A 21,817-nucleotide genomic window follows, 5' to 3' on the forward strand; every position below is an offset into this window, starting at 1 on the left:
GGGTGCACGGTCGATCTCCCTTGGTGATCGACCGTGCGCCCCGCCAGGGCACGGCCCTGGGCCCCGGCGGCGAGCTCCGCCCGGGCCCGGCGGCCACGCCCGTGGTCAGGTACCGCGCCGCGGTGGAAGCCAGGGCTCCTTCGGTGTCCGCTGCCACGGCGCGGAACGAGGGGGGAGATCCGCATGAACACGTTTGTCCGCGCCAGAGGTCCACAGCCGTTAGGGCGCCGCAGGATCACGGCGCTGGCCGCTTCGGTAGCCCTGGGCCTGAGCGGGCTCACGGCGCTGGCCGCCCCGGCCCACGCCATCCCGCCGGGCGCCACGACCGCCTACGTCGCCAACGCCACCGACAACACGGTGTCGGCGGTCGACACCGCGACCAACACCGTCGTCGCCACCATCCCCGTCGGGTTCGGCCCTCAGGGCGTCGCGGCGGCGCCGGACGGTGCGCATGTCTACGTGCCCAACGTCAGCTCCAACACCGTGTCGGTCATCGACACCGCCACCGAGTCCGTCGTCGCCACCACCCCCGTGGGCGCCAGCCCCACCGCGGTGGCGGTCGCACCCGACGGCGGCCACGTCTACGCCGTCAACCTGAGCGCCAACTCGGTCTCCGTCATCGACACCGCCACCAACGCCGTCTCCGCCACCATCGCCGTCGGCGCCGCCCCGGACGCGGTGGCCTTCACCCCGGACGGCGCCCACGCCTACGTCACCAACAGTGGGGCGGGCGGCAGCGTCTCCGTCATCGACACCGCGAGCAGCACCGTCACCGCGTCCATCGCGGCCGGTGCCTTCCCGATCTCCGTGGCGGTCGCGCCGGACGGTGCCCACGCCTATGTCGCGAGCATCGGCGACAGCGCGCTGGTGGTGATCGACACGGCGACCAACACCGTCAGCAGCACCCTGCCGACCCCCGCCGCGCCCTTCGCGGTGGCGATCGCACCGAACGGCGCGCACGCCTACGTCGCCTACGCCAGCACCAACAGCGTGTCGGTGCTCAACACCGCGACCAACACGTTCACCGGCGACATACCCGTCGGCACCGGCCCGCAGGCGCTCGCGGTCACCCCCGACAGCGCCCATGTGTACGTCGCCAACCTCGGCTCCAACACCGTGTCGGTCATCGACGCGGCCACCGCGGCGGTCGCCACCACCACCGCCGTCGGCCGCAACCCGATCGGGGTGGCGATCGGCACGACCGTCGTGCCCGTGCCCCCGCCCGTCGTGACCGGGGTCAGCCCCAACACGGGCCCGCCCGCCGGCGGCACACCGGTCACCATCACCGGTACCGCCCTGTCGGACGCCACCGCGATCACGTTCGGCCCTGGACACAACGCCACCGGCGTCAGCTGCACGGCCACCGCCTGCACGGCGATCGCCCCGCCGGGCGCGGTCGGCACGGTGGACGTCCAGGTCACCACCCCGGCCGGCACCAGCGCCGTCAGCGCCGCCGACCACTTCACCTACGCGGCGGCCGACGTGAGCGTGTCCCTGGCGGCCAGCCCCGCGCCCGGACTGCTCGGCGGGAAGATCAACTACACGGTGACGATCACCAATCTCGGCCCGTCCGGGCTGACCTCGGCCGCGGTCACCGCGCTCCTGCCCGCACCGATGACCGCCACCTCCAGTGACTGCGGTGTCAGTCCGGGGCACGTCAACTGCACCGTGGCGACGCTGGCCTCCGGAGCCGCCACGACACGTCACTTCACCGTCCCCGTCGGCCTGTTGACCCTGGGCCTGCCGTACGGGGTCACCGCGAACCGTACGGCCAGCACGCCGGTCGACCTGAACGCGGCCAACAACAGCTCCACCCGTACCTGCACCGTCATCACCTCGCTGATCATCACCTGCTCCTGAGCGGTGACGCGTGACGCGGACGGCCGGCGGTCCGGCCGGCCGCGTCACGCGGAGGGATCGGCGTGGTGGCGCTGGTAGTGCCGGGCGACGCGGGCACGGTTGCCGCAGGTGGCCGAGCACCATTCCCTGCGGGGATGAACGCGCACGAAGTACAGCACGCAGCCGGGAGCACCGCAGGCCCGCAACGCACCGCGGTCCGGTCCCGCGAACAGCTGGACGGCCTGCTCCGCGATCCGTGAGAGCGCCGCCGCGGCCCCGCTGTGCGGCGAAGCGGTGGCGGTGGTGCGGGACGGCGTTCCCCCGTCGGGCCACACCATCCGCGACCACTGCGGCGCGTAGGCGCAGGCGCGGTTGACCGCCTCCACCGCCGTCGCCAGATCCGGCGTCGCCGACGCCGCCGACCCGCGGCCGTCCTCGGTCGCGACGGCCGCCAGCCGGCGGAGCGCGTCCCGTAGCTGCCGGTAGCGGTCCACGAGGGGCGGCAGGGGTGCGGGGCCGGGATCCGCGCCGGGCTCGGGCGCGGGCAGGGCGAGGGCGGGCTCGAAGCGCGGGGCGACGGCGCGCAGCCAGTTCCCCAGGCCGTCGGCGTCGGCCAGCGCGTCGTGGGCGCCGTCCCGGTCGACCCAGACGGTGTTCATCAGCTCGACCGGCAGCGGTTCACCGAGCAGGGGCACGCCGGGCTGCTGGTCGGGGCTCTCCATGGTGTCGACCGTAAGCCTGGGCCTCATGGTTCACCAAGCGTGCAGCCATGTGGATCCCGTGCCGCCCGTCGGCTCCCGTCACAGGCCGTAGACCCGGGTGGCGGTGCCGGCGAAGACCGCCGCGCGCTCGTCCGGGGCGAGGGAGCCGGTCAGGGCCAGGGCAGTCTCGACGACCTGGGTGTACGAGCCCGCCAGGCGGCACACCGGCCAGTCGGACCCGAACATCACCCGGTCCGGGCCGAACGCGTCGAGCACCGTGTCCGCGTAGGGCGCGAGAGCGGCCGTCGTCCAGGTGTCCCAGTCCGCCTCCGTGATCATCCCGGAGAGCTTGCAGACGGTGTTGGGCAGGGCCGCAAGCCGTCGCGCGTCCTCGGCCCAGGAGCCGGGTTCGCCGCTCGCGATGGGCGGCTTGCCGAGGTGGTCGAGGACGAACGTCAGCTCGGGTCGCAGCTCCGCGACGGCGCACGCGGCGGGCAACTGGTGCGGCAGGACGAGCAGTTCGTAGACGAGCCCGGCGGCTGCCACGGCCGACAGCCCGCGCAGGACGTCCTGGCGCAGCAGCCAGCGCGGGTCGGGCTCGCCCTGCACCTGGTGCCGGATGCCGACGAGCCGGTCGCCGCCCGGCAGTTCCCGCAGGGCGGCGAGTGCGTCGGAGACGCCGGGGACGGTCAGATCGGTCCACCCCACCACCCCGGCCACCAGGTTGTCGCCGGTGGCGAGCGCCAGCAGCTCCGGGGTCTCCTCCGCGACCGTGATCGTCTGGACCACGACGGTCGCCTCGACCCCGGCGGCCCGCGCCGCGGGCTCCAGCTCCTCCAGGGTGAAGTCCCGGCGCAGCGGGGCCAGCGCGTCGCCGGTGATCCAGTCCTGGTCGCGGACGGCGAGGTCCCACACGTGGTGGTGGGAGTCGACGATGCGCATCGGGCTCACAGCTCCCACACGACGGGCAGCGACGCGTCGGAGCCGGCTGCCGAGTAGTCGTGCGCGATCTCCGTCAGCTCGCCCATGCGGGCCTGCCAGGCGACGTTGACCGGCAGTTCCGACAGGGCGGCGATCATCGCCGCGTAGTCCTCGACCTCCAGCACGTGGAACAGGTCGGTGCCGCTGCGCCAGATCGTCCAGGCGGTGGCGCCGGCCGCGCGGATGGCGGCGGTCAGCTCCTCCGGCACCTGCCGGTGCGCGGCCTCGTACTCCTCGATCCGGTCCTCGCGCACCTTCGTGTGCAGCGCGACTCTCATGGCGCACCTCCCTCCGCTTCACGGAGCAGCCAGGCAATACATCCGATGTATCGACTTCTGCCCGGACCCTACGTGGCCCGAGTGCCGGAGACAAGGGGCGTTCCCCCGGACCGACCCTGAGAGGTCCCATGTATCGAGTGCCCACTGCACGAGACGCCGCGCCGAAACGTACCCAACCGGACCTCCGGGCGCCCGGAGCACGAGCCCGCGCCCGGCGCGCCCCCTGGCGACCCCGCGTCGGCGGGCGGACGGCTATCGGCCGTCGCACTTCGGGGTAACCCTTGGGTATGGCATCGGACGAGCCGGACGCGTTCCCGGACATCTGTGACTACTGCGGCCAACCGATCGGTGCGCAGGGCCGTCTCGACCTGGTGCCGGACTCCTCGGCGGTCCACGCCCGGGATCCCGACAAGGACGGCCGGCGGCTGATAGTCGTCTGCTCGCCCGAGCACCTGGGCGCGCTGCAGGACGAATACCTGCGGCGTCCCTTCGTACCCGAGGAGCTGTGGGCGGGGAAGATCAGCCGCGCGCTGCAGGGACGGCCCGGGGACCTCGTCGGACCGGAGATCCTGGCCGCGGCCACCGGTCTGAGCGTCGAGGAGATCGACCGGGCGGTGATCTGGAAGATGGAACGGATCCGGCGCTGGTACGAGCAGCACGGCGACGGCGCGGAGGGCGACCCCGAACCCACCGGCCCCTGACGGCCCGGCCGGCACGTCAGGGGCCCGCGCGTCAGGGGCTTGCAGCGTGCCGTGGATCAGGGGCCCGGGTCCGTGCCGTCGCCCAGCCGTCGCCGCGCGGCCGCGGGCTCCGGCGGAAGGTCCTCCCCCACCGCCGCCCTTGCCGCTTCCGCGGCCGCGCGCTGCGCGGGCGTCATCGCCCGTTGCGCGCGCCCCTCGTCCGGATCGGTGTCGGGGTGCGGTCCGGTGCCCAGTGGGCGGCGTTGAACTGTCATGCGTGCAGTCTCCTCCCCCACGCTCCCCACCGGACCCCGATGGGTGATCCACGGCGCGAAGGAGATCCGTCCGCAGGCCGAAATGCCACGCCCCCTAAGGTGATCCGCACGGACGGCGGTCGAACGGTGGAGGGCACATGGCGGGGGTCGCGTACGACCGGCAGGGCGCGGAGGAGTACCGGGCCGCCCGGGAGATCCCGCTCGCCGGGCTCACGGCCTGGCAGGCGGCCGTCGGCGAGGAGGTCGCCCTCGCTCCGGGCATGACGGTCCTGGACGTCGGCGCCGGTACGGGCGCCTTCGCGACCGCCTTCCGTGACTGGTTCGGCGTCCGCGTCCTCGCCGTCGAGCCGTCGGAGGCCATGCGGCGCCTGATCCCCGCCACCGGAGGCATCGAGGCCCTCGACGGGGAGGCGGCCGCGCTCCCCGTGCCGGACGGCTGCGCGGACGCGGCCTGGCTCGGTTCGGTCATCCACCACCTGCCCGATCTGACCGCCGCCGCCCGGGAACTGCGCAGGGCGCTGAAGCCGGGAGCACCCGTCCTCGTCCGCAACACCTTCCCCGGGCGCTGCGACCGTGATCTGCGGGTGCGGTTCTTCCCGGCGACCGCGCGCGTCATCGACGGCTACCCGACCGTCGAGCAGGTCTGCGACGCCTTCGCCGTGGCCGGGTTCGAGCGGGTGGCGCTGCGCTCGGTACCGCAGGAGAGCGCCGTGAACCTGACCGCCTTCGCCGGGACGATCCGCCGCGACGCCGACTCGAAACTGCGCGCGCTCAGCGACGGCGAGTTCACCGACGGCATGGCCCGCCTGCTCGCGGCCGGCGCGGCCGACCCGGAAGCCCCCGCCACCAGTTGGATGGACCTGCTCGTCCTGGCCTGAGACGTCGGCGGGCGACGGTTGCGCCCGGCCCCCGGTCTCAGCCGTCGGTCGCGGCGCGGCCGGCGGCGAAGGCCTCGTCGATCCAGCGGCCGACGGCGAACGCGGCGGCCGGGTCGGCCCGGACGATCCGGTCCACCACGGACTCGTTCTCCTCACCTGCCCCGCCCCGCACCCCGGCGCGGGCCAGCACGCGCAGCAGGACGTCCCGGGCGTCCCGCTCGCCGCCGTCCGCGCGGTCGGTGCCGTCGTCCTCGATCCGCCGGGCGGCGTCCCGGTTGGCCTGGGCGGTCAGTTCGCCCTGCACGAACGGGTCGGTGTCCGGGTCGTAGGGTCCCGCGTGCGTGGTGAGGAGATCGACGATGCGCTCCCACTCCTCGACGGCCGGGCTGACGGCTCCGTCCTCGTCGCCGCCCTCCCCGCCGGTCTCCTCGGACCGGGCCTTCTCCAGCGCTTCCTCGGCCTCGTGGTGCGCCATGCCCCGCGCGGCCCCGCGGATCGCGGTCCGGACGGCCTGCGCCTCGTCGACAGCGTCAGTGCCGGTGCCGATGCCGGTATCGGTGTCGATGCCGGAATCGGCGGAAACCGTACGACCGGCTTCCGCGCCGGTGGTACCGGAGGTGTGGGGGCGCGCGTACTGGTCGGCGGTCATCGGTCTGCCTCGCATTCATGGACCCGGGTGTACGTCGTCCCGCCCGGCGGCGGTGCGGTGGCCGCTGAGCGCCCCCGTTCGACACCGGAGTCTACGGAATCGGCCCCGGCCGCCCGTCCCGGCCCCGGCCGGACGCGGAACTCCCCCTGACCGATGATCGTTTGTTCACGGTCGGCGGATAGGATCTGGCCCGGCCGCCGAAAGCTGACCATGGGAGTGCGCGCGTGAGCGGGATAGCCATCCGACAGGCCGACATCGCCGAGGAGGAGACCGTCGCCCGGCTCCTGGCGACCGTCTTCGACGAACTGCCGTTGCACGCCTGGCTGGTTCCCGTGCGGGAACGGCACCCGGAGATCTTCCCGCGGTTCTTCCGCATCCTCGTCGCCCACGCGCTGCGCCACGGCACCGTCCACGTGACCGACGACCTGCGGGCCGCCGCGGTGTGGCTGCCGGAGCCCTCCCCCGCCATCGACGGGTACGACGACCTGCTGGCGGCCGCGTGCCAGGAGCACGTCGGACGCTTCCACGAGCTCGACGAGGCGATGGCCGCCGCCCAGCCCGCCGACCGCGGCGCCTTCGAGCACCTGGCGTTCCTGGTCGTCCACCCGGACCTGCAGGGCAACGGCACCGGCTCGCGGCTCCTGCGACAGCACCTGGCGACGCTCGACCGGGCGGGCCGCCCGTCCTACCTGGAGGCGACCAGCCCCGCCAGCCGCAAGCTCTACCTGCGGCACGGCTACACCGACCTCGGCGAGCCGCTGGCGCTGCCCTTCGACCCCGAGGCGATGTACCCGCTCTGGCGTCCGGTCGACGGCGCGGTGTGACGGCCCGCCCCCCATCCGGGGGCGGCGTCAGGCGATCCAGGCCCGGGTGGTGCGGACGTGGCAGGACGTCACCGCGGCCATCGCCGCCAGCGTGAGCACGGCGAGCAGCAGCGGCAGCGCCGGTTGCGAGCCCTGGATGAGCAGCCCGCCGACCAGGGCTCCAAGGAACATGGCGATCGCCGACAGGGCGCGGGTGCCGGCCTTGCCCGCGGTGCCTCCCGCGAGGCGCCCGTCGGCGGCGATACCGGTGATGGTCAGGGTCAGCACGGTCGTGGTGAGGTCGGGGACGCCCAGCCTGCGGGCGGCGGCGTTCTGGCCGCCCATGGCGAGGCCGAGCAGGACGATGAGCAGGAAGCGGACGGTCGTGGAGGGCCGGTCGGCGGTCAACTCGCTGCTCAGGAAGGCCGCCAGGACGAGGGCCCCTTCGAAGGCGGTCACCGTGAGCAGCAGCCGTGCCCGGTGGTGCGGGAAGCGGTTGGCGATGCGCCCGCCGACCACGGCTCCCACGGCGAAGGCGCCCAGCGACGTCAGCGAGGCGCTCAGGGAGAAGCCCTCCGCGCCGGCCAGGGAGAACGCCATGAAGACCACGTTGCCCGTCATGTTGGCCACGAAGACGTGGCCGAGCACCAGGTAGCTGAACGCGTCGACGAGCCCGGTGACGACGGTCAGCGCGAGCATCAGCGGCGGCAGCGGTCCGTGGCGGCTGTCGAGGTCGGGCACCAGGGTCGTCCAGGCGTCGCGCAGGATGACGGGCACAGCGGCGGCTCCCTCGGGGTGATGTCGGGCCGGCGTCGGGCCACGTCCTCACGCCAAGGGATACACCATGCGACGGCCGGGCCCGATGGCGGCGGGACGCTCAGATGCCCGGCGGCGTCACCCGTTCACCCCCTCACACGCCCACCCGCTCCCGCGGCAGGGTGCCGGGCGCTGCGGGGCGCAGGCGCGCGATGTTGCGCTCCAGCAGCTGGGTGACGGTCGCGACGCCCACGCCGTCCGCCCCCTCCACCGCGGGCAGCCGACCGCCCGCCGCCTTGAGGTCGGCGAGCGCGGAGTGCATCGCCTCGTGGGCCGCGAACAGGCACGGCGTGCTGTAGATGGCGACGTCCACGCCCAGTTCGGACAGCTCGGGCAGCGAGAGCCGCGGCGACTTGCCGCCGGCAATCTGGTTGAACAGCAGCGGCTTGCCCCCGACCACCTCGCGGATGCGGCGGATCCACTCGACGCTGCGGACCCCGTCGACCAGCACCACGTCCGCGTCGGTCGCGGCCAGCCGCTCGGCGCGGTGCAGGATGTCGTCCTCGTCGGTGGCGTCCGTACGGGCCACCACCACCAGCTCCCGCCGGGTCGCCAGCACCATCTCCAGCTTGGCGAGGTACTCGGACAGCGGGAGCACCTGCTTGCCGTCGGCGTGCCCGCAGCGGCGCGGACGCTTCTGGTCCTCCAGGATCACACCCGAGGCGCCGATCCGCTCCAGCCTCTCCACGACGTGGCAGGCGACTTCGGGATCGACGTATCCGTCGTCGATGTCCACCAGCAGGTGGTGCCGCGGGAACGCCCCGCGCAACCGCTCGACGAAGGCGACCATGTCCGGCCAGGCGATGAACCCGATGTCCGGCAGCCCGTAGTGGGAGGCCGCGAAGCCGAAGCCGGAGACGAACATTCCGTCGTAGTGTCCGGCCGCGATCGACGCCGAGTGCATGTCGTGGACGCCGATCAGTGGGGTGGTCCCCGGCCTCGCGATGTGCTCCCTCAGCTGCTTCCCGTACGTCAACGTGCGGTTCCTCTCTCGGGTTTCGGCATATCGGGCGGCAGGGGGTGCCGCGACACGACGGTTCTTTGCCAAGACATGAGGATCTCTGGAGAGAAGCCGAACGCGTCCACCGACAGGCCTCACTCACCCCGATGGCGCAGGGCGTTCACCGGCGAAACGTCACGCCTCCCCGGCCGCACCCGCCGCCCGCCGCCCGCCTCCCGCCTCCCGCCTCCCGCCCGCACCGTGCACCCGGCGCGCTCGCCGGTGCGGGCACGCTCGCTGTACGGTTCCCTCCCGTGTCCTCCTTCGCCGTACCGCCCCTGTTCGCGCGCCTCGCCCCGGCACGCCGGGTGCTCGTCGCCGGTGCGGGCGGTGGCTTCGACGTGTACGCGGGGCTGCCGCTCGCCCTGGCCCTGCGGGCCCAGGGCAAGGAGGTCCACCTGGCGAACTTCTCGTTCAGCGATCTCTACGGACTCGACTCCGACGTCTGGCTCGCGCCGGACGTCGCCGCGATCGGGCCGGACACCGAGTCGGCCGCCGAGTACTTCCCCGAACGGACGCTGGCGCGCTGGCTGCGGCGGCACGGGATGCCGGAGACGGTGTACGCCTTCCCATCGGTCGGGGTGCGGCCGCTGCGGGCGGCGTACGAGGCGCTGGTGGACCATCTCGGCGTCGACGCGGTGGTGCTGGTCGACGGCGGCACGGACATCCTCATGCGCGGCGACGAGTGCGGGCTCGGCACGCCGGAGGAGGACATGGCGAGCCTCGCGGCCGTGCGGAAGCTCGCGGTGGCGAACCGGCTCGTCGTGTGCCTGGGCTTCGGCATCGACGCCTACCACGGGGTGAACCACGCCCTCGTGCTGGAGAACATCGCGGCGCTCGACCGCGACGGCGCCTATCTGGGGGCGCTGTCCGTCCCCCGCGACAGCCGCGAGGGCGCCCTGTACCTGGACGCGGTCGCCCATGCCCAGACCGAGACGGCCGTGCACCCGAGCATCGTGCACGGCTCGATCGCCGCCGCGGTGCGGGGCGAGTTCGGCGATGTGCGGTTCACCGAGCGCACCCGGAACTCCGAACTCTTCGTCAATCCCCTCATGTCGCTGTACTTCGCGTTCGACCTGGACGGCCTCGCCCGCCGCTCCCTCTACCTCGACCGCATCGAGGACACCCAACTGGTGCGCCAGATCAGCAGCCGAATAGCGGAGTTCCGCGACGACCTGCCCCGGCAGCGTCCCCCGCGGACGTTCCCGCACTGAGCCGCGCCGGCCCCCGGTTGCGCCATTCGGCTGTCACCGGTGGGGCGACACCCGCGCACCGCACCGGATTTAAGTGCGGCTTCAACCGTTCTTCCTACTCTTCCCGCATCGGTACCTCCCTCTCGGCCGCAGGAGACCCCCCATGCGTTTCCCCACCTCACGGACTTCGCCCGCCCGCGCGCAGGAGCAGGTGCTGTCGCTGTTCCGTATCGTCGTCGGACTGCTCTTCGCGTGCCACGGCGCCGCGTCGCTCTTCGGCGTGCTCGGCGGGGCGTTCGGCGGCGGCACGGTCGCGGCCGGAACCTGGCCCGGGTGGTACGCGGCGCTGATCCAGCTCGTCGGCGGCGGACTGGTCGCGCTCGGCCTCGGCACCCGCTACGCGGCGCTGATCTGCTCCGGCTCGATGGCCTACGCGTACTTCACCGAGCACCAGCAGCACGCCCTGTGGCCGATCCAGAACGGCGGCGAGCCGGCCGCGCTGTACGCCTGGACGTTCCTGCTGATCGTTGTCACCGGGCCGGGCCGCTGGTCCCTCGACGCGCTGTTCGGACGGCTCGCCGCCACGGACGGCGCGCAGGACACCGGGGCGTCCGTCGCGGCCGCCGCACCGGCCCCGGCGACGTTCGCCACCGGGCTCCGCAACGGGAGCGACACCGGCTCCGCGACCGCCGTGCGCTCCGAGGCCACCGCCTCCTCCCCCGTCTGAGGGACGCGGTGGGCCCGGTGGTTCGGGAGCGACGCACCCGCTGCGGGTCCGTCCCTCCCGAAAGCTTCCCGGGGGCGGCGGATGCGGGGACAATCGCGTCCATGAGCGAAGAGTCACCTCGAAACTACCTGACCGCGGTGGAAAGCCGACTGGCGTCCGACGGGTGCAACCCGCAGTGGCAGGACTGGTCCGGTGTGCGCGTGCTGGTCGGCCGCCGGTCCGACTTCAAACTGCGCTGGGCGGCCACCAACCTGCACGTCTTCACGATCGCCGCGGCCGTTCCCGAGATATCCGTCGGAACCATCGACACGTTCACGACGCAGAGCCTGAGCTTCGCCAAGAAGAACAAGGGCGGCCTGCCCGTGGGGATGCAGACCGGGGTCGCCGTCTTCCCCGTCCTCGTCAGCGAGCGCGTCGATCCGGCCGCGGTGGCGTGGGCCGAGGAGAAGCAGCGCAACCAGTTCGCCTGCTTCGCGCGGCCCGTGGTGGTGGACACCGCGAAGCACTACGTCGGGCTCTTCCGCGGCAAGCCCGTGCTGGGCCGGATCTACGCGTCACACCTCGCCGACAAGGGCGAGCGGTACTTCAACCACCCGGCCTGACCGGCCGCGGACTCAGGCGTCCTGTGCGGCGACGAGCGCGCGCAGCCCGTCGAGGTCGATCCCCTCGAGGCTGTCGCGCACCGTCCGGCCGGGCGCCGCGGGAATGGGGGTGAGGGACGGGACCGCCAGCACGACACAGCCCGCCGCCTCGGCGGAGGCCACGCCGACCGGGGTGTCCTCCACCGCGACACAGGCGGTGGGCGCCACCCCGAGTGCGCGGGCGGCGGCGAGGTACGGGTCGGGGGCGGGCTTGGTGGCGGGGGTCTCGCCCTCGGCGACGGTGACCTGGAAGCGGTGGGCGCCCAGGGTCTTCAGCACCGCGTCCACGACCGCGCGCGGCGACGCCGAGACCAACCCGAGCGGAACGCCGTCCCGTTCCAGCAGGTCGAGCAGTTCGACGGCGCCGGGACGCGCCACGGTCCGCTCCTGGACCTCGGCGAGGAACCGGCGGTCGAGCTCGGCGGCGATCTCCTCCACCGTCCGCCGCCCACCGGTGGTCTCGTGCAGATGGGCGGCTGAGTCGTGGACGCTCCGGCCCAGGACCGCCGGCAGGTCCGCGTCGCCGAGGACGTGCCCCAGCTCCCGGGCGAGCGCCTCGACCGTCCGCCACCACAGGGATTCGGTGTCGACGAGGGTGCCGTCCATGTCGAACAGCACGGCCCGGGGCCCCGCGGTGAACGGCCGTCCGTCAAGCGTCCAGTGCCGGTCGGCGGTCCGGCCCAGGGCCGCGTACACGTGCGCGGCCACGTCCTCGTGCCGCACCCGGTCCGGCGCCCGGCCGGCGATGACGTCGGGTCCCGAACAGGCCACCCAGGCGGTGCGTTCGGCGCCGGACCGGCCGCCGTGGCCGCCCGCCCGGACGTGGCCGTGGTCGGTCACCACGATCACCGTCCAGTCCTCGCCGGCGTAGCCGGCCCGGCCGCGCACGGCGGCCAGGAGCCGGCCCAGCCGCTCGTCGGCCCGGACGACGGAGCGCTCGTACGCGTCCCCGCAGCCCAGGAAGTGGGCGGTCTCGTCCGGGGCGCCGAGGTAGACGAACGAGGCCTCGGGGTCGTCGGTGCCCAGTACCCGCACGGCGTCCCGGGTGATCTGCTCGTCGCAGTCCTCCCAGGCCTGCGGGGTGTCGGCGGCCGGGGCGCTGTAGCTCAGCCGGGACGGGTGCGCGAACAGGGGCCCCCCGTGGGCCACGGTGACCAGGGGGTCCCAGCCCGCGGCGACGTAGGTGCGCCGCCCGTCCTGCCGGGCCAGGCGGGTGGTGAAGTCGGGGAAGACCCCCAGCCGGTTGCCGGAGAAGTCGTTGCTCCACACCGCGTGCTTGTCGACGGTGACTCCGGTGGCGATCGTGGCCCAGCACGGCCCCGACATCGTCGGGGTGCCGTCGGCGACCTCGACGGCCGCCAGGAATCCGGCGGCGGCGACCGCGTCGATGTGCGGGGTCGGCAGCGCGAGCAGGACGTCGTGGCGGACGCCGTCGATGCCGACGACCAGGACACGGCGTGCCTTCTGCGGCGGGGATGCGGGCTGGGACGGCTCGGACAACAGGGTTTCCTCACGGGCGGTGGGTGCTGGGAGGGCTGGGGTGTCGGCGGGTCAGGCGGAGTGCGCGAGGGCGGCGGCGTGCACCGGGTACGCGAAGGGCAGCCCCTGGGCGTACCGCTCCAGTTCGTCGATGGCCGTGTCGGCGAGCCGCCGCAGCTCGCCGCCGAGCGAGCCCGCCATGTGCGGGGTCAGCAGGACGTTCGGCAGGTCGTAGAGCGGGGAGCCGGCGGGCAGGATGTCCGGGGCGGTGATGTCCAGCACGGCGTGCAGGCGGCCGGAGACGAGTTCGGCCGTCAGCGCCCCGGTGTCGACGAGCGAGCCGCGCGCGGTGTTGACCAGCGTGGCGCCGTCGCGCATCAGGGCGATCCGGGCGGCGTCGAAGAGGCCGCGGGTCTCCGGCAGTTCGGGGGCGTGGATGCTGACCACGTCGCTGCGGCGCACCAGGTCGTCGAGGCCGACCAATGTCGCGCCCAGCGCGGCCGCCCCGGCCGGGTCGAGGTACGGGTCCTGCACGAGGACGGTGAGGTCGAAGGGCCGCAGGAGTTCGATGACGCGGCGGCCGACAGCGGAGGCGCCGACCACGCCGATGGTGCGCCGGTAGTTGCCGACGGCGGGGAACTGGTCGAGCAGCCGTACCCGGTCGCGGGTGCGGCGGTAGGCGTCGGCGCCCGCCAGGACGCGCTTGTTGGCGAAGAGGATGGCGGCGAGCGTGTACTCGGCGACCGGCAGCGCGTTGGCCCGGGCGGCCGTGGAGACGGTGATGCCGCGGTCCCAGGCCGCCTGCGTCAGGTGGCCCTTGACGGAGCCGGCCGCGTGCACCACGGCGCGCAGCCGCGGCATCGCGGCGAGCACCGCGGGCGTCAGCGGCGGACAGCCCCAGCCGGTGAACAGCACCTCGGCCTCGCGCAGGGCGGCGGCCAGACGGTCGTCGCGGGGGCTGAGGTCGACGGCCAGCAGGCCGGTGTCGATGAGCGCCGTGCGCTCCAGCCGGCGCAGGGCCGCGGCATCGAGGACGGAGTCCCGGGTCTCGGCGCTCATGGCCAGGACGGTGCGGGGACGGTTCACTTGACGGCTCCGGCGGTGAGGCCCGAGCGCCAGAAGCGCTGCAGGCCGATGAAGACGGCGATCAGGGGCACGACGGCGACGAGGGCTCCGGTGATCGCCAGGCTGTAGTACTCGGGGTTGTTGACGACGACGGTGTTCCAGTTGTAGATGCCCAGGCCGACCGGGTACAGGCTCTGGTCGTTGAGCATCATCAGCGGCAGGTAGAAGCTGTTCCAGCTGCCCGTGAAGGAGAACAGGAAGATGGTCATGAAGCCCGGCGCCAGCATGGGCAGCGAGACGGTGCGGAACGTCTTCAGCTCGCTCGCTCCGTCCATTCGGGCGGCTTCCAGCACCTCGTTCGGGATGTAGCCCTCGGAGAAGACCCGGGCCAGGTAGACCCCGAACGGGTTGACGAGGGAGGGGATCAGGACCGCCCAGTAGGTGTTGACGAGGCCCGCCTCGGAGGCGAGCAGGTACATGGGCAGCGAGATCACGGTGCTGGGGACGAGGATGCCGGCCAGTACGACCCCGAAGAGCTTGTCCTTGCCCGCGAAGTGGTACTTGTCGAAGGCGTAGCCGGCGGCCACGCAGATGAGGGTCGACACCAGCGAGCCCACGAGCGAGTACAGCAGGCTGTTGAGCAGCCAGCGTCCGTAGATGCCGCCGTCGGCGGTGAACACGGCGCGGAAGTTGTCGAAGAGGTGGAACGCGCCGAGCGTGAAGCCGCCGGTGCCGAACAGGTCGCCGTGGTCCTTGGTCGCCGCGATCAGGAGCCAGGCCAGCGGCATCAGGGTGTAGAGGGCGGCGACGGCCAGCAGGCCGTTGACGGCCGCCCGGGAGAGCACGGCGGCGCCGGAGCGCGTCCGCCGGGAGCGCCGGGCCGGGCGGCGGAGGGGTTCGGGCGCGTGCGGGACGGGTGCCGGCACCGCCTCGGGTACGGTCTGGCGGCCGTCGAGATCAAGGGTGCTCATGCCGTCTTCCCCCGGTTTCCGATCCTGGTGACGATGAAGGAGAGTGCGGCGGCGGCCAGCGCCAGCAGCAGCGAGGACGCGGCGGCCAGACCGTAGTCGTGGCGTTCGAAGGCGGCTTTGAAGATGTACATCGTCGGTGACCACGACGAGCCGAGGGAGGACGCCCGGCTGGAGAGGATCTTCGGCTCGTTGAAGAGCTGGACCGCGCCGACGCAGGTGAACAGCAGCGTCAGCACCACGGACGAGCGGATGACCGGCACCTTGATCTGCCAGGCGATGCGCAGCTCGCCCGCCCCGTCGACGACCGCCGCCTCCAGCGTCTCGCGCGGGACGGCCTGCAGGGCGGCGTAGAAGATCACCATGTTGTAGCCGATCCACTGCCACACCGCGATGTTGATCATCGAGGAGAGCGCGTGGTCGCCGGAGAAGAAGGCCCAGTTGCCGCCGAGGTCCTCGATCCAGCCGGTGACCGGGCTGAGGCCCGGGGTGTAGAGGTAGATCCAGATGATCGCCGCGATCATGCTGGGCACCGCGTGCGGCAGGAACAGGGCGAGCTGCAGGAAGCGCTTGGCCCGGGTGAGGGCGGAGTCCAGCAGCAGGGCCAGGACGAGCGCGCCGCCGATCATCACCGGGATGTAGGCGACGCAGTACACGGCGATGTGCGCGAACGAGGTGCGGAACGCCGGGTCGGACAGCGCCCGGGTGTAGTTGCCCAGGCCGGAGAAGACACGTTCGGTGCCGCCGAAGCCGAGGCCGGAGGAGCGTTCCTGGAACAGGCTCATCCACACCGCGTAGCCGATGGGTGCCACCATCACGAGGCTGAACAGGGCGAAGAACGGGACCAGCAGCACGGTCAGGGCGCCGCGCCGGCCGGGACGGGCGGTGGAGCGGCGGCGCGGGCTCCGGGCGAGTGGTACTGCCACGGGGACTCCTTGGGGCGGGTTCGTGGGGAGCGGGCCCGCCGGGCGCGTGCTGACGTGCCCGGCGGGGGGGCGGGAGGACCGGGTGGCGAGGGGCCGGGTGCCGGGCCGGCGGTTCTGCCCGGCGGCCCGGCGGCCGGTCACTTGGCCAGGTTCAGCCCGCGCTCCTTGATGCCCTTCTCGGCGGAGGCCTGACCGGCGGTCAGGCCCTGGGCCAGGTTGCCCTTGGCCGCCGCGTCGGTGATGGCGGTGTTGGTCGCGATCTGCACCGGGCCGAACGTCCAGCCCGGGACGATGGTGTCGACCTGCGCACCGGCGATCTTGTAGACGTCGAAGCCCGCGTAGTAGGCCCCGCCCTTGAACGCCTTCGCGGCCACGTCACGCATCTCCACGTTGGCCGGCAGGGCGCTGCTCGGCGACTTCAGCGAGCTGAGGCGGGCGGTGACGGCGGCGGCGTCCGTGGTGACCCACTTCGAGAACTCGGCCGCTGCCTCGAGGTGCTTGCTGCCCTTGGGCACGGCGTACGTGGTGCCGCCGTAGCCGCCGCTGGCGGGCTTGCCGTCCCAGGTGGGCAGCGGGGCGATCCCCCACTTGCCGCTCAGCTTGGGCATCGCGACGGTCATGCCGCCCGCGCTCCAGGAGGCGCCGATGAAGCTGGCGACGGTGCCCGACGTCCTGGCCTTGGTCTCGTCCTCACTGCCGGCCGGGATGGAGTTGACGACGCCGCTGTCGATCAGGCCCTGCCAGTAGGAGGCGACCTTCTGCGAGGCGGCGTCGTTGATGCCGACCTTCCAGGCGTCGCCCTCGGTGCTGAACCACTTGCCGCCGCCCTGCCAGGCGAGCGCCGCCAGCAGTACGGCGTCGTTGTCGGCCCAGGACGCGATGTGCACGTTCTTGTCGGCCTGCCGCAGCTTCTCCCCCGCGGTCTTGAACTCCGCCCAGGTCTTGGGGACGGCTATGCCGTACTTCTGGAACAGGTCCGTGCGGTAGTAGTACAGCTGCGGCGCGACGTCGTAGGGCACGGCCCAGGTCTTGCCGCCGAAGGTGACCAGGTTCTGGATGGAGGCCGGGAACTTCTGCTTGACGGTGTCGCCGGCCTGCTCGGTGAGGTCCTCGAGCAGGCCCTGGCTGGCGAACTCCGGGAGCTGGGTGTACTCGATGCCCGCGACGTCGGGGGCGTTGCCGGCCTTGACCGCGTTGGTGATCTTCGCGTACCCGTCCGGGCCGCCGGCGATCTCCGAGTACTTGACCTGGATGTTCTTGTGCGTCTTGTTGAACGCGTCGACGGTCGCCTGGGCGCCCTTGGCCCATCCCCAGTAGGTCAGGGTGACCGGCTTGGCGTCCGGCGCGGCGCTGCCGCCGGCGGCCTTGTCCCCGCCGCAGGCGGTGGTGGCCAGCGCCAGCGAGGCCACAACGGCCGCGAGGGCGAGACGGGTCGTGCGGGAGGTGGGTCGGGAGATGGGCTTCATTGCGCGTGCTCCTACGGTGACCTCGCGAGTTGAGGTGAATGCAGGCCATCATTTGCGCAACATCGATCGTCGTCAAGAGCGAATGAGTGATTCGATCGTCTAGAGCGGATATCGATCAGGTAACTACGATCATTCGCTCACCGGGTACCGGCCGGGGCGCCGCAGGACTGCCGCACCCGCAGCTCCGGCAGCAGCTCCACGTGCCGGCGCGGCTGCGCCGGGGCGCCCTGGGAGTGCTCCGCGAGCCGGTCGAGCAGCAGGTCGGCGGCGAGCGCCCCGACCACGCGCTTCGGCGGGGCGACCGCCGTCAGCGGCAGGTCCGCGAGCCCGGCGACCTCGTCGTCGTACGCGATCAGGGCCAGATCCTCGGGCACCCGCACCCCGCGCGCCTGCAGCCGCGGGATCAGCACGATGGCGTCGGCGTCGCTGTGCACCAGCGCCGCCGTCACCCCGTGCTTGCCGACCGCGTCGCACAGGTACTCCAGCGTCCGGTCGAACCGGCCCGACTCGTCGCGCGACGGCTCCGCCTCCAGCGGGGAGCGCGGCGCGGGATCGAGCCCCAGCGCCTCGACGGCCGCCGCGTGCCCGATGCCCAACTGCACGGCGGTCGGGCTCTCCTGGGCGGCCAGCGCGACCGTGCGGTGCCCGAGCGAGGCGAGGTGGCGCACGGCGAGGGCGGCGCCGTGCGCGTGGTCGGTGCGCACCCGGTCCAGCGCGGCCGCCGGACTGCCCAGCGGCGCCCAGCGCTCCACCAGCACCGCGGGAACGCCCTGCCGCGCGATCCACTCCTCCTGGCCGGGCTCCGGCACGCCGTGGCCCCAGCTGGGGGTGAGCAGCAGCCCGTCGGCGCCGGTCGACAGCAGCCGGGCGGCCTGCGCACGGTCCTCGTGCGGCAGGTACTGCGACAGCCCGATGACCAGGCGGGCGCCGCGCGCGGCGGCGGCCTCGCGGGCACCGGCGACGACCGCGGCGAAGTAGTAGTCGGTGGTCGGCACGACCATCCCGATCACGGGCCCCGGCCCGCCGGCCACGGGGGCGGCGGGAGCCTCCACGACCTGCGGTCCGTCCGGCCACACGACCGACCCGTGCAGCCTGCGCACCCGCCCCTGCGCCGCCAGCGTCTCCACGTCCCGCCGCAGCGTCACGGCGGAAACCCCCAGCTCCGCCGCCAGCTCGGCAACCCGCAGGCTCCCCCGCTCCCGCACGAGCTTCAGCACGAGCTCATGACGCTGGTCGACATGCATCCGCATTGGATTCCCCCTGGTCGCGGCAGCAACGGCCGGCCGTGCGCAATCCGCTCACGACACTGACCGCACTCTACGCCCTCTATCATATCGATCGCTTTCCGATCGTTATGATCGATCATCCGCGGCGGACGGCGACTGGGGCCGTCAGCTGGTGCCGCCCGGCGCCGGGTCTCCCCGGTCGAAGGCACGAACGGCCGAGCGGGCCGGCGCCGCGATCGTGGGGCGACCGGACCACAGGACGACACCGCTGCCGTCCGGCACCCGGCGGCTGTCCGCCACGACGAGTCGGGTGTCGACGTCGGACCCGTCGCGGCGGAAGAACCACCGGTAGACCTGGGGCTCCGCCTCCAGTTCGGCGCGCGTCTCCTCGGTGCCCAGCACGAGACGGGCGATCGCGTACAGGAACTGCTCCGGGCCGTCGGTGACGTACGAAGCGACGGCCTCTGCCTCGCCCCGGTCGTCGGCAACCCTGACAGCGGCCCACCCGCGCCCGTCCAGCGCCCATGTGATGGTCGGAGAACTCAACTCTCCCCCTCGGGGGTGACCCTACGGTCCGGCGCGGCAGCCCGGCAGCGCGTTCGGGGAGAGCCGTGCTCAGACCACCATCGCCGTGTGGATCCAGCGCTGGATGCGGTACGGGTACCACCAGGCCAGGCCGCCGACCTCGCCGATCAGTTGTTCGGCGCGGAAGTCGGACAGGACGTCCGCCGGGAGGTCCGCGACCGGGGCGCCGTGTTCCAGGAGGGTGATGGCCTGGTGGTAGTGGGGCTCCTCGGCGGTGAAGCGGTGGAGTTCGCCCCAGCGGCGGTCGCGGATCTGGACGAAGCCGGGGCCGTTGCGCCAGATGCACTTGCACAGGTAGTGCTCGTCGCGCCAGCGGCGCACCACCTCCTCGGGGTCGGACGGGCCCTCGATCTCCAGCGGCGGGTGCAGATGGTTCAGCGGTCGCCAGGCGTCCGGGTCCGGGCCGGTGCGCAGCCGCCAGTCGACGTAGACGGCGCGGGCGGTCAGGTCGCGGATGAGGCAGAGCGTGCGGACGGTGTCCGCGGCGGCGGCCGTGTCGGTCAGGTCGACGGTGCCCGGCAGTTCGACCCGGCGCGCGCCCTGGTCCCACAGCTGCCGCACCGCCGCGGAGCCGCCGCCCTGGATCTCCAGCTGCCCCAGCAGCATGCCGGGCAGGTCGCAGGCGGCCGGGTCGTGGTCCCGCCAGGCGGTGACCGTCAGGGTGTCGAGGGTGTCGGTGGTGATGGTCAACGGAGTCTCCTTCGCCGAAAACGGGTGCCGGTCAGACCAGTGCCGCGGGCTGGGCCTGCCGGACCTGGTGGGCGTAGCGCATGAAGTCCAGCCGCAGCATGTCCTCGTTGACCGCGGGCGGCGCCACGTGGACGTACTGGCCGCCGTCGGTGAAGACCACGCCCAGCCGGCGCCAGTCGAGCAGCAGCTCCAGCACCGCCTGCTCGGTGACGTCCGCCCCGGGGTTGCGGGCGGCGATCTTGCGGGTGAGGGCGGCCGGCGCGTGCGGCTGCTCCAGCAGCCGGAAGGCGGAGACCTGCACGGGGTCGGTCAGTTCGAGCGTGGTCCAGTCGAAGGCGCGCCGGCGGTTGATCAGGTTGATGCGGTCCCCGAGGTCGGCGTGGGTGAGGCGGCTGCTGCGGTAGTTCGTCTTCCACGCGGCGATGGCGTCGTTGAGCGGCTTGATCGTCTCCTCGCCGACCCCGCGCGGCGGCACGTCGAAGACGTACGCCAGATCGAGCATCTCCGACTCCGGCAGGTCGTAGGTCAACCGGTAGGGCTCGGCGGGACGCAGCTCGGAGAAGCCCAGTTCGGGCTTGTTGAAGTACGGGCTGAACCGCTCGATGGCGATGCGCGCCGACAGGTCGACGGGCGGGTTCAGGTGCTCCAGGGCCGGGATCTGGGCGATGACGTCGTCGTAGTCGGCGGCGGTCTCGCCGGGGAAGCCGTGCAGGTAGTTCCAGGAGATCGACAGGCCCACCGCGGCCCCGTCCCGCAGCATCCGCACGTTCTGAGTGCCGCTGACGCCCTTGTCCATCAGGTCCAGGACCCGGCTGTTGAGGCTCTCGATGCCCGGCTGCACGTAGATCAGCCCCGCGTCGGCGAGGATCTGCAGCTGGTTGACGCGCATGTTGGACTTGATCTCGATGTGCATGCGCAGGTCGTAGTCGCTCTCGATGATGCGCGGCAGGACGGTGCTGAGATAGCCCATGTCGAGGATGTTGTCGACGACGTACATGTCCAGCACCCGGTGCTTCTCCGCCAGCCCGATGATCTCCTCGTAGAAGGTGTCCGGGCTCTTGCTGCGGAACTGCATCGACGACCCGTTGAGGCCGCAGAACGTGCAGTGGTGCTTCTCGCCCCACCAGCAGCCGCGGGCGCCCTCGACCACCAGTTTCGGCTCCACCCAGGACCGGGCCTTCGACGCGGCCAGCCGCTCGAAGTAGCCGGTGTAGTCGGGCGCCAGGATGGCGGCCGGCGGCATCGGCACGGTGCTCATCGAGTTGGCCACGCTCCGCCCGTCCACCCGGTGGCAGAGGCCCGGGATCCGGGCCAGGTCGGTCTCCTCCTGGAGCGCGGTCAGCAGCGCGGGGAACGTCTGCTCGCCCTCGCCGCGGATCACGTAGTCGACGAAGGGGAAGTTGCGGTGCACCGACTCGCCCTGCGCGCCGTCGCAGTTGGCGCCGCCCATGACGACGCGGATGTGCGGGGCCATGCGCTTGACGTACTTGGCCGCGGCCAGGGCCGCGGTGTTCTGCTGGAACGTCGAGGTGAAGCCGACCACGTCGGGCTCGGCGGCCACGATCCGGTCGGCCATCAGCTGGACGAACTCGGCCGCCTCCGTGTGCAGTTCGAGGGTCATGGCCATGCGCTCCTTGCGCACCTTGCCCTTCATCGCCTCGGTGAACTCCGCGACCCGCCACTGCGGGTCCTCGTACAGCGCGGCGGAGAAGACCCAGTCGCCGACTCCCATGAAGTAGGAGGCGAGCGAGAAGTACTCGTAGTCCTCCAGCGAGAACTCCCGCCGCTGCGTGATCCAGTCGACGTACTCGAGGTTGGCGTGCAGTACCTCGGCGCTCGCGCCGGGGGTCTTCTCGTCGACGCTGCGCTTGAGGATGCCCAGCGCGAGTGACGGAAGGTCGATGGGGGACCAGGGCATGTTCACCAGCAGTACGCGCACGGCTTCGTCTCT

22 protein-coding genes and 1 pseudogene are annotated in these 21,817 nt (G+C 72.7%); 7 read left to right on the forward strand and 16 right to left on the reverse strand.

Annotated elements, in window-relative coordinates; all coding sequences use genetic code 11:
• Positions 1-183: 183 nt before the first annotated feature.
• A complete protein-coding gene (locus tag ABZ721_RS11480) occupies positions 184-1,860 on the forward strand; it encodes an IPT/TIG domain-containing protein (protein ID WP_358788408.1) in 1,677 nt (558 codons plus the stop codon).
• Between the two features lie 44 nt (positions 1,861-1,904).
• Here ABZ721_RS11480 and ABZ721_RS11485 read toward each other — a convergent pair whose 3' ends face one another.
• From ABZ721_RS11485 to ABZ721_RS11495, 3 genes are all read right to left on the reverse strand, one after another.
• On the reverse strand, positions 1,905-2,561 hold the full coding sequence (locus tag ABZ721_RS11485; protein WP_358788409.1) for an ABATE domain-containing protein: 657 nt from the start codon (positions 2,559-2,561) through the stop codon (positions 1,905-1,907).
• Positions 2,562-2,639: 78 nt separating this feature from the next.
• Positions 2,640-3,482 carry an amidohydrolase family protein gene (locus ABZ721_RS11490; protein WP_358788410.1) on the reverse strand — a complete coding sequence of 281 codons (843 nt, stop codon included), beginning with the start codon at positions 3,480-3,482 and terminating at the stop codon, positions 2,640-2,642.
• A gap of 5 nt (positions 3,483-3,487) precedes the next feature.
• The gene (locus ABZ721_RS11495) at positions 3,488-3,799 is read right to left on the reverse strand and encodes an L-rhamnose mutarotase (RefSeq protein WP_358788411.1); all 312 of its coding nucleotides are present in this window, start codon (positions 3,797-3,799) and stop codon (positions 3,488-3,490) included.
• Positions 3,800-4,086: 287 nt separating this feature from the next.
• Between ABZ721_RS11495 and ABZ721_RS11500 the strand changes: the two genes are divergently transcribed.
• On the forward strand, positions 4,087-4,500 hold the full coding sequence (locus ABZ721_RS11500) for a hypothetical protein (protein WP_358788412.1): 414 nt from the start codon (positions 4,087-4,089) through the stop codon (positions 4,498-4,500).
• Between the two features lie 56 nt (positions 4,501-4,556).
• Here ABZ721_RS11500 and ABZ721_RS11505 read toward each other — a convergent pair whose 3' ends face one another.
• Complete coding sequence (locus tag ABZ721_RS11505; protein ID WP_358788413.1) at positions 4,557-4,754, reverse strand: hypothetical protein; 198 nt, start codon at positions 4,752-4,754, stop codon at positions 4,557-4,559.
• A gap of 137 nt (positions 4,755-4,891) precedes the next feature.
• On the opposite strand from ABZ721_RS11505, the gene ABZ721_RS11510 reads away from it, so the two are divergent.
• A complete protein-coding gene (locus tag ABZ721_RS11510; RefSeq protein ID WP_358788414.1) occupies positions 4,892-5,632 on the forward strand; it encodes a methyltransferase domain-containing protein in 741 nt (246 codons plus the stop codon).
• Between the two features lie 37 nt (positions 5,633-5,669).
• Here the strand turns inward: ABZ721_RS11510 and ABZ721_RS11515 are convergent, their stop codons facing one another.
• The gene (locus tag ABZ721_RS11515) at positions 5,670-6,281 is read right to left on the reverse strand and encodes a hypothetical protein (protein WP_358788415.1); all 612 of its coding nucleotides are present in this window, start codon (positions 6,279-6,281) and stop codon (positions 5,670-5,672) included.
• A gap of 224 nt (positions 6,282-6,505) precedes the next feature.
• On the opposite strand from ABZ721_RS11515, the gene ABZ721_RS11520 reads away from it, so the two are divergent.
• On the forward strand, positions 6,506-7,105 hold the full coding sequence (locus ABZ721_RS11520; protein ID WP_358788416.1) for a GNAT family N-acetyltransferase: 600 nt from the start codon (positions 6,506-6,508) through the stop codon (positions 7,103-7,105).
• A gap of 27 nt (positions 7,106-7,132) precedes the next feature.
• On the opposite strand, the gene ABZ721_RS11525 is transcribed toward ABZ721_RS11520, so the two are convergent.
• Entirely contained in the window at positions 7,133-7,861 is a 729-nt protein-coding gene (locus ABZ721_RS11525) for a YoaK family protein (protein WP_358788417.1), read from the reverse strand.
• Between the two features lie 133 nt (positions 7,862-7,994).
• On the reverse strand, positions 7,995-8,876 hold the full coding sequence (locus ABZ721_RS11530) for an isocitrate lyase/PEP mutase family protein (RefSeq protein ID WP_358788418.1): 882 nt from the start codon (positions 8,874-8,876) through the stop codon (positions 7,995-7,997).
• Positions 8,877-9,208: 332 nt separating this feature from the next.
• Between ABZ721_RS11530 and ABZ721_RS11535 the strand changes: the two genes are divergently transcribed.
• The 3 genes and pseudogenes from ABZ721_RS11535 to ABZ721_RS11545 all read left to right on the forward strand — a co-directional run bounded on the left by ABZ721_RS11535 (position 9,209) and on the right by ABZ721_RS11545 (position 11,422).
• Positions 9,209-10,114: a DUF1152 domain-containing protein gene (locus ABZ721_RS11535; RefSeq protein WP_358788500.1), complete on the forward strand. Its 906-nt coding sequence runs from the start codon at positions 9,209-9,211 to the stop codon at positions 10,112-10,114.
• 142 nt (positions 10,115-10,256) lie between these two features.
• A pseudogene (locus ABZ721_RS11540) lies at positions 10,257-10,661 on the forward strand (DoxX family protein); the annotation flags it as partial.
• 260 nt (positions 10,662-10,921) lie between these two features.
• The gene (locus ABZ721_RS11545) at positions 10,922-11,422 is read left to right on the forward strand and encodes a levansucrase (protein WP_358788419.1); all 501 of its coding nucleotides are present in this window, start codon (positions 10,922-10,924) and stop codon (positions 11,420-11,422) included.
• Between the two features lie 12 nt (positions 11,423-11,434).
• Here the strand turns inward: ABZ721_RS11545 and ABZ721_RS11550 are convergent, their stop codons facing one another.
• The 9 genes from ABZ721_RS11550 to ABZ721_RS11590 all read right to left on the reverse strand — a co-directional run bounded on the left by ABZ721_RS11550 (position 11,435) and on the right by ABZ721_RS11590 (position 21,805).
• Positions 11,435-12,961 (reverse strand): HAD-IA family hydrolase, encoded by a 1,527-nt coding sequence (locus ABZ721_RS11550; protein WP_358788420.1) that lies wholly within the window; start codon positions 12,959-12,961, stop codon positions 11,435-11,437.
• Positions 12,962-13,012: 51 nt separating this feature from the next.
• On the reverse strand, positions 13,013-13,999 hold the full coding sequence (locus ABZ721_RS11555; RefSeq protein ID WP_358788421.1) for a hydroxyacid dehydrogenase: 987 nt from the start codon (positions 13,997-13,999) through the stop codon (positions 13,013-13,015).
• A gap of 23 nt (positions 14,000-14,022) precedes the next feature.
• A complete protein-coding gene (locus ABZ721_RS11560) occupies positions 14,023-14,976 on the reverse strand; it encodes a carbohydrate ABC transporter permease (protein ID WP_358788422.1) in 954 nt (317 codons plus the stop codon).
• Positions 14,973-15,899 (reverse strand): sugar ABC transporter permease, encoded by a 927-nt coding sequence (locus ABZ721_RS11565; protein WP_358788423.1) that lies wholly within the window; start codon positions 15,897-15,899, stop codon positions 14,973-14,975. Before ABZ721_RS11565 ends, ABZ721_RS11560 begins: the two co-directional genes overlap by 4 nt.
• Positions 15,900-16,036: 137 nt before the next feature.
• Positions 16,037-17,365 (reverse strand): sugar ABC transporter substrate-binding protein, encoded by a 1,329-nt coding sequence (locus ABZ721_RS11570; RefSeq protein ID WP_358788424.1) that lies wholly within the window; start codon positions 17,363-17,365, stop codon positions 16,037-16,039.
• A 137-nt stretch (positions 17,366-17,502) separates the two neighbouring features.
• Positions 17,503-18,615 carry a substrate-binding domain-containing protein gene (locus ABZ721_RS11575; protein ID WP_358788425.1) on the reverse strand — a complete coding sequence of 371 codons (1,113 nt, stop codon included), beginning with the start codon at positions 18,613-18,615 and terminating at the stop codon, positions 17,503-17,505.
• 141 nt (positions 18,616-18,756) lie between these two features.
• Positions 18,757-19,137, reverse strand: coding sequence for a hypothetical protein (locus ABZ721_RS11580; protein ID WP_358788426.1), 381 nt, complete (start codon positions 19,135-19,137; stop codon positions 18,757-18,759).
• Between the two features lie 69 nt (positions 19,138-19,206).
• A complete protein-coding gene (locus ABZ721_RS11585; protein WP_358788427.1) occupies positions 19,207-19,866 on the reverse strand; it encodes a DUF5825 family protein in 660 nt (219 codons plus the stop codon).
• Positions 19,867-19,897: 31 nt separating this feature from the next.
• Positions 19,898-21,805, reverse strand: a complete 1,908-nt coding sequence (locus ABZ721_RS11590) for a RiPP maturation radical SAM C-methyltransferase (protein WP_358788428.1) — start codon at positions 21,803-21,805, stop codon at positions 19,898-19,900.
• Positions 21,806-21,817 lie beyond the last annotated feature (12 nt).

This window comes from Streptomyces sp. NPDC006733 (assembly GCF_040636125.1).
Lineage (GTDB): Bacteria > Actinomycetota > Actinomycetes > Streptomycetales > Streptomycetaceae > Actinacidiphila.

What these genes read in the sequence shown, in the direction of transcription:
- ABZ721_RS11480 (WP_358788408.1), top strand. Translation starts at nt 184, where the DNA reads ATGAACACGTTTGTCCGCGCCAGAGGTCCACAGCCGTTAGGGCGCCGC.
- ABZ721_RS11490 (WP_358788410.1), bottom strand. Translation starts at nt 3,482, where the DNA reads ATGCGCATCGTCGACTCCCACCACCACGTGTGGGACCTCGCCGTCCGC.
- ABZ721_RS11570 (WP_358788424.1), bottom strand. Translation starts at nt 17,365, where the DNA reads ATGAAGCCCATCTCCCGACCCACCTCCCGCACGACCCGTCTCGCCCTC.
- ABZ721_RS11495 (WP_358788411.1), bottom strand. Translation starts at nt 3,799, where the DNA reads ATGAGAGTCGCGCTGCACACGAAGGTGCGCGAGGACCGGATCGAGGAG.
- ABZ721_RS11545 (WP_358788419.1), top strand. Translation starts at nt 10,922, where the DNA reads ATGAGCGAAGAGTCACCTCGAAACTACCTGACCGCGGTGGAAAGCCGA.
- ABZ721_RS11575 (WP_358788425.1), bottom strand. Translation starts at nt 18,615, where the DNA reads ATGCGGATGCATGTCGACCAGCGTCATGAGCTCGTGCTGAAGCTCGTG.
- ABZ721_RS11510 (WP_358788414.1), top strand. Translation starts at nt 4,892, where the DNA reads ATGGCGGGGGTCGCGTACGACCGGCAGGGCGCGGAGGAGTACCGGGCC.
- ABZ721_RS11515 (WP_358788415.1), bottom strand. Translation starts at nt 6,281, where the DNA reads ATGACCGCCGACCAGTACGCGCGCCCCCACACCTCCGGTACCACCGGC.
- ABZ721_RS11500 (WP_358788412.1), top strand. Translation starts at nt 4,087, where the DNA reads ATGGCATCGGACGAGCCGGACGCGTTCCCGGACATCTGTGACTACTGC.
- ABZ721_RS11505 (WP_358788413.1), bottom strand. Translation starts at nt 4,754, where the DNA reads ATGACAGTTCAACGCCGCCCACTGGGCACCGGACCGCACCCCGACACC.
- ABZ721_RS11560 (WP_358788422.1), bottom strand. Translation starts at nt 14,976, where the DNA reads ATGAGCACCCTTGATCTCGACGGCCGCCAGACCGTACCCGAGGCGGTG.
- ABZ721_RS11485 (WP_358788409.1), bottom strand. Translation starts at nt 2,561, where the DNA reads ATGGAGAGCCCCGACCAGCAGCCCGGCGTGCCCCTGCTCGGTGAACCG.
- ABZ721_RS11555 (WP_358788421.1), bottom strand. Translation starts at nt 13,999, where the DNA reads ATGAGCGCCGAGACCCGGGACTCCGTCCTCGATGCCGCGGCCCTGCGC.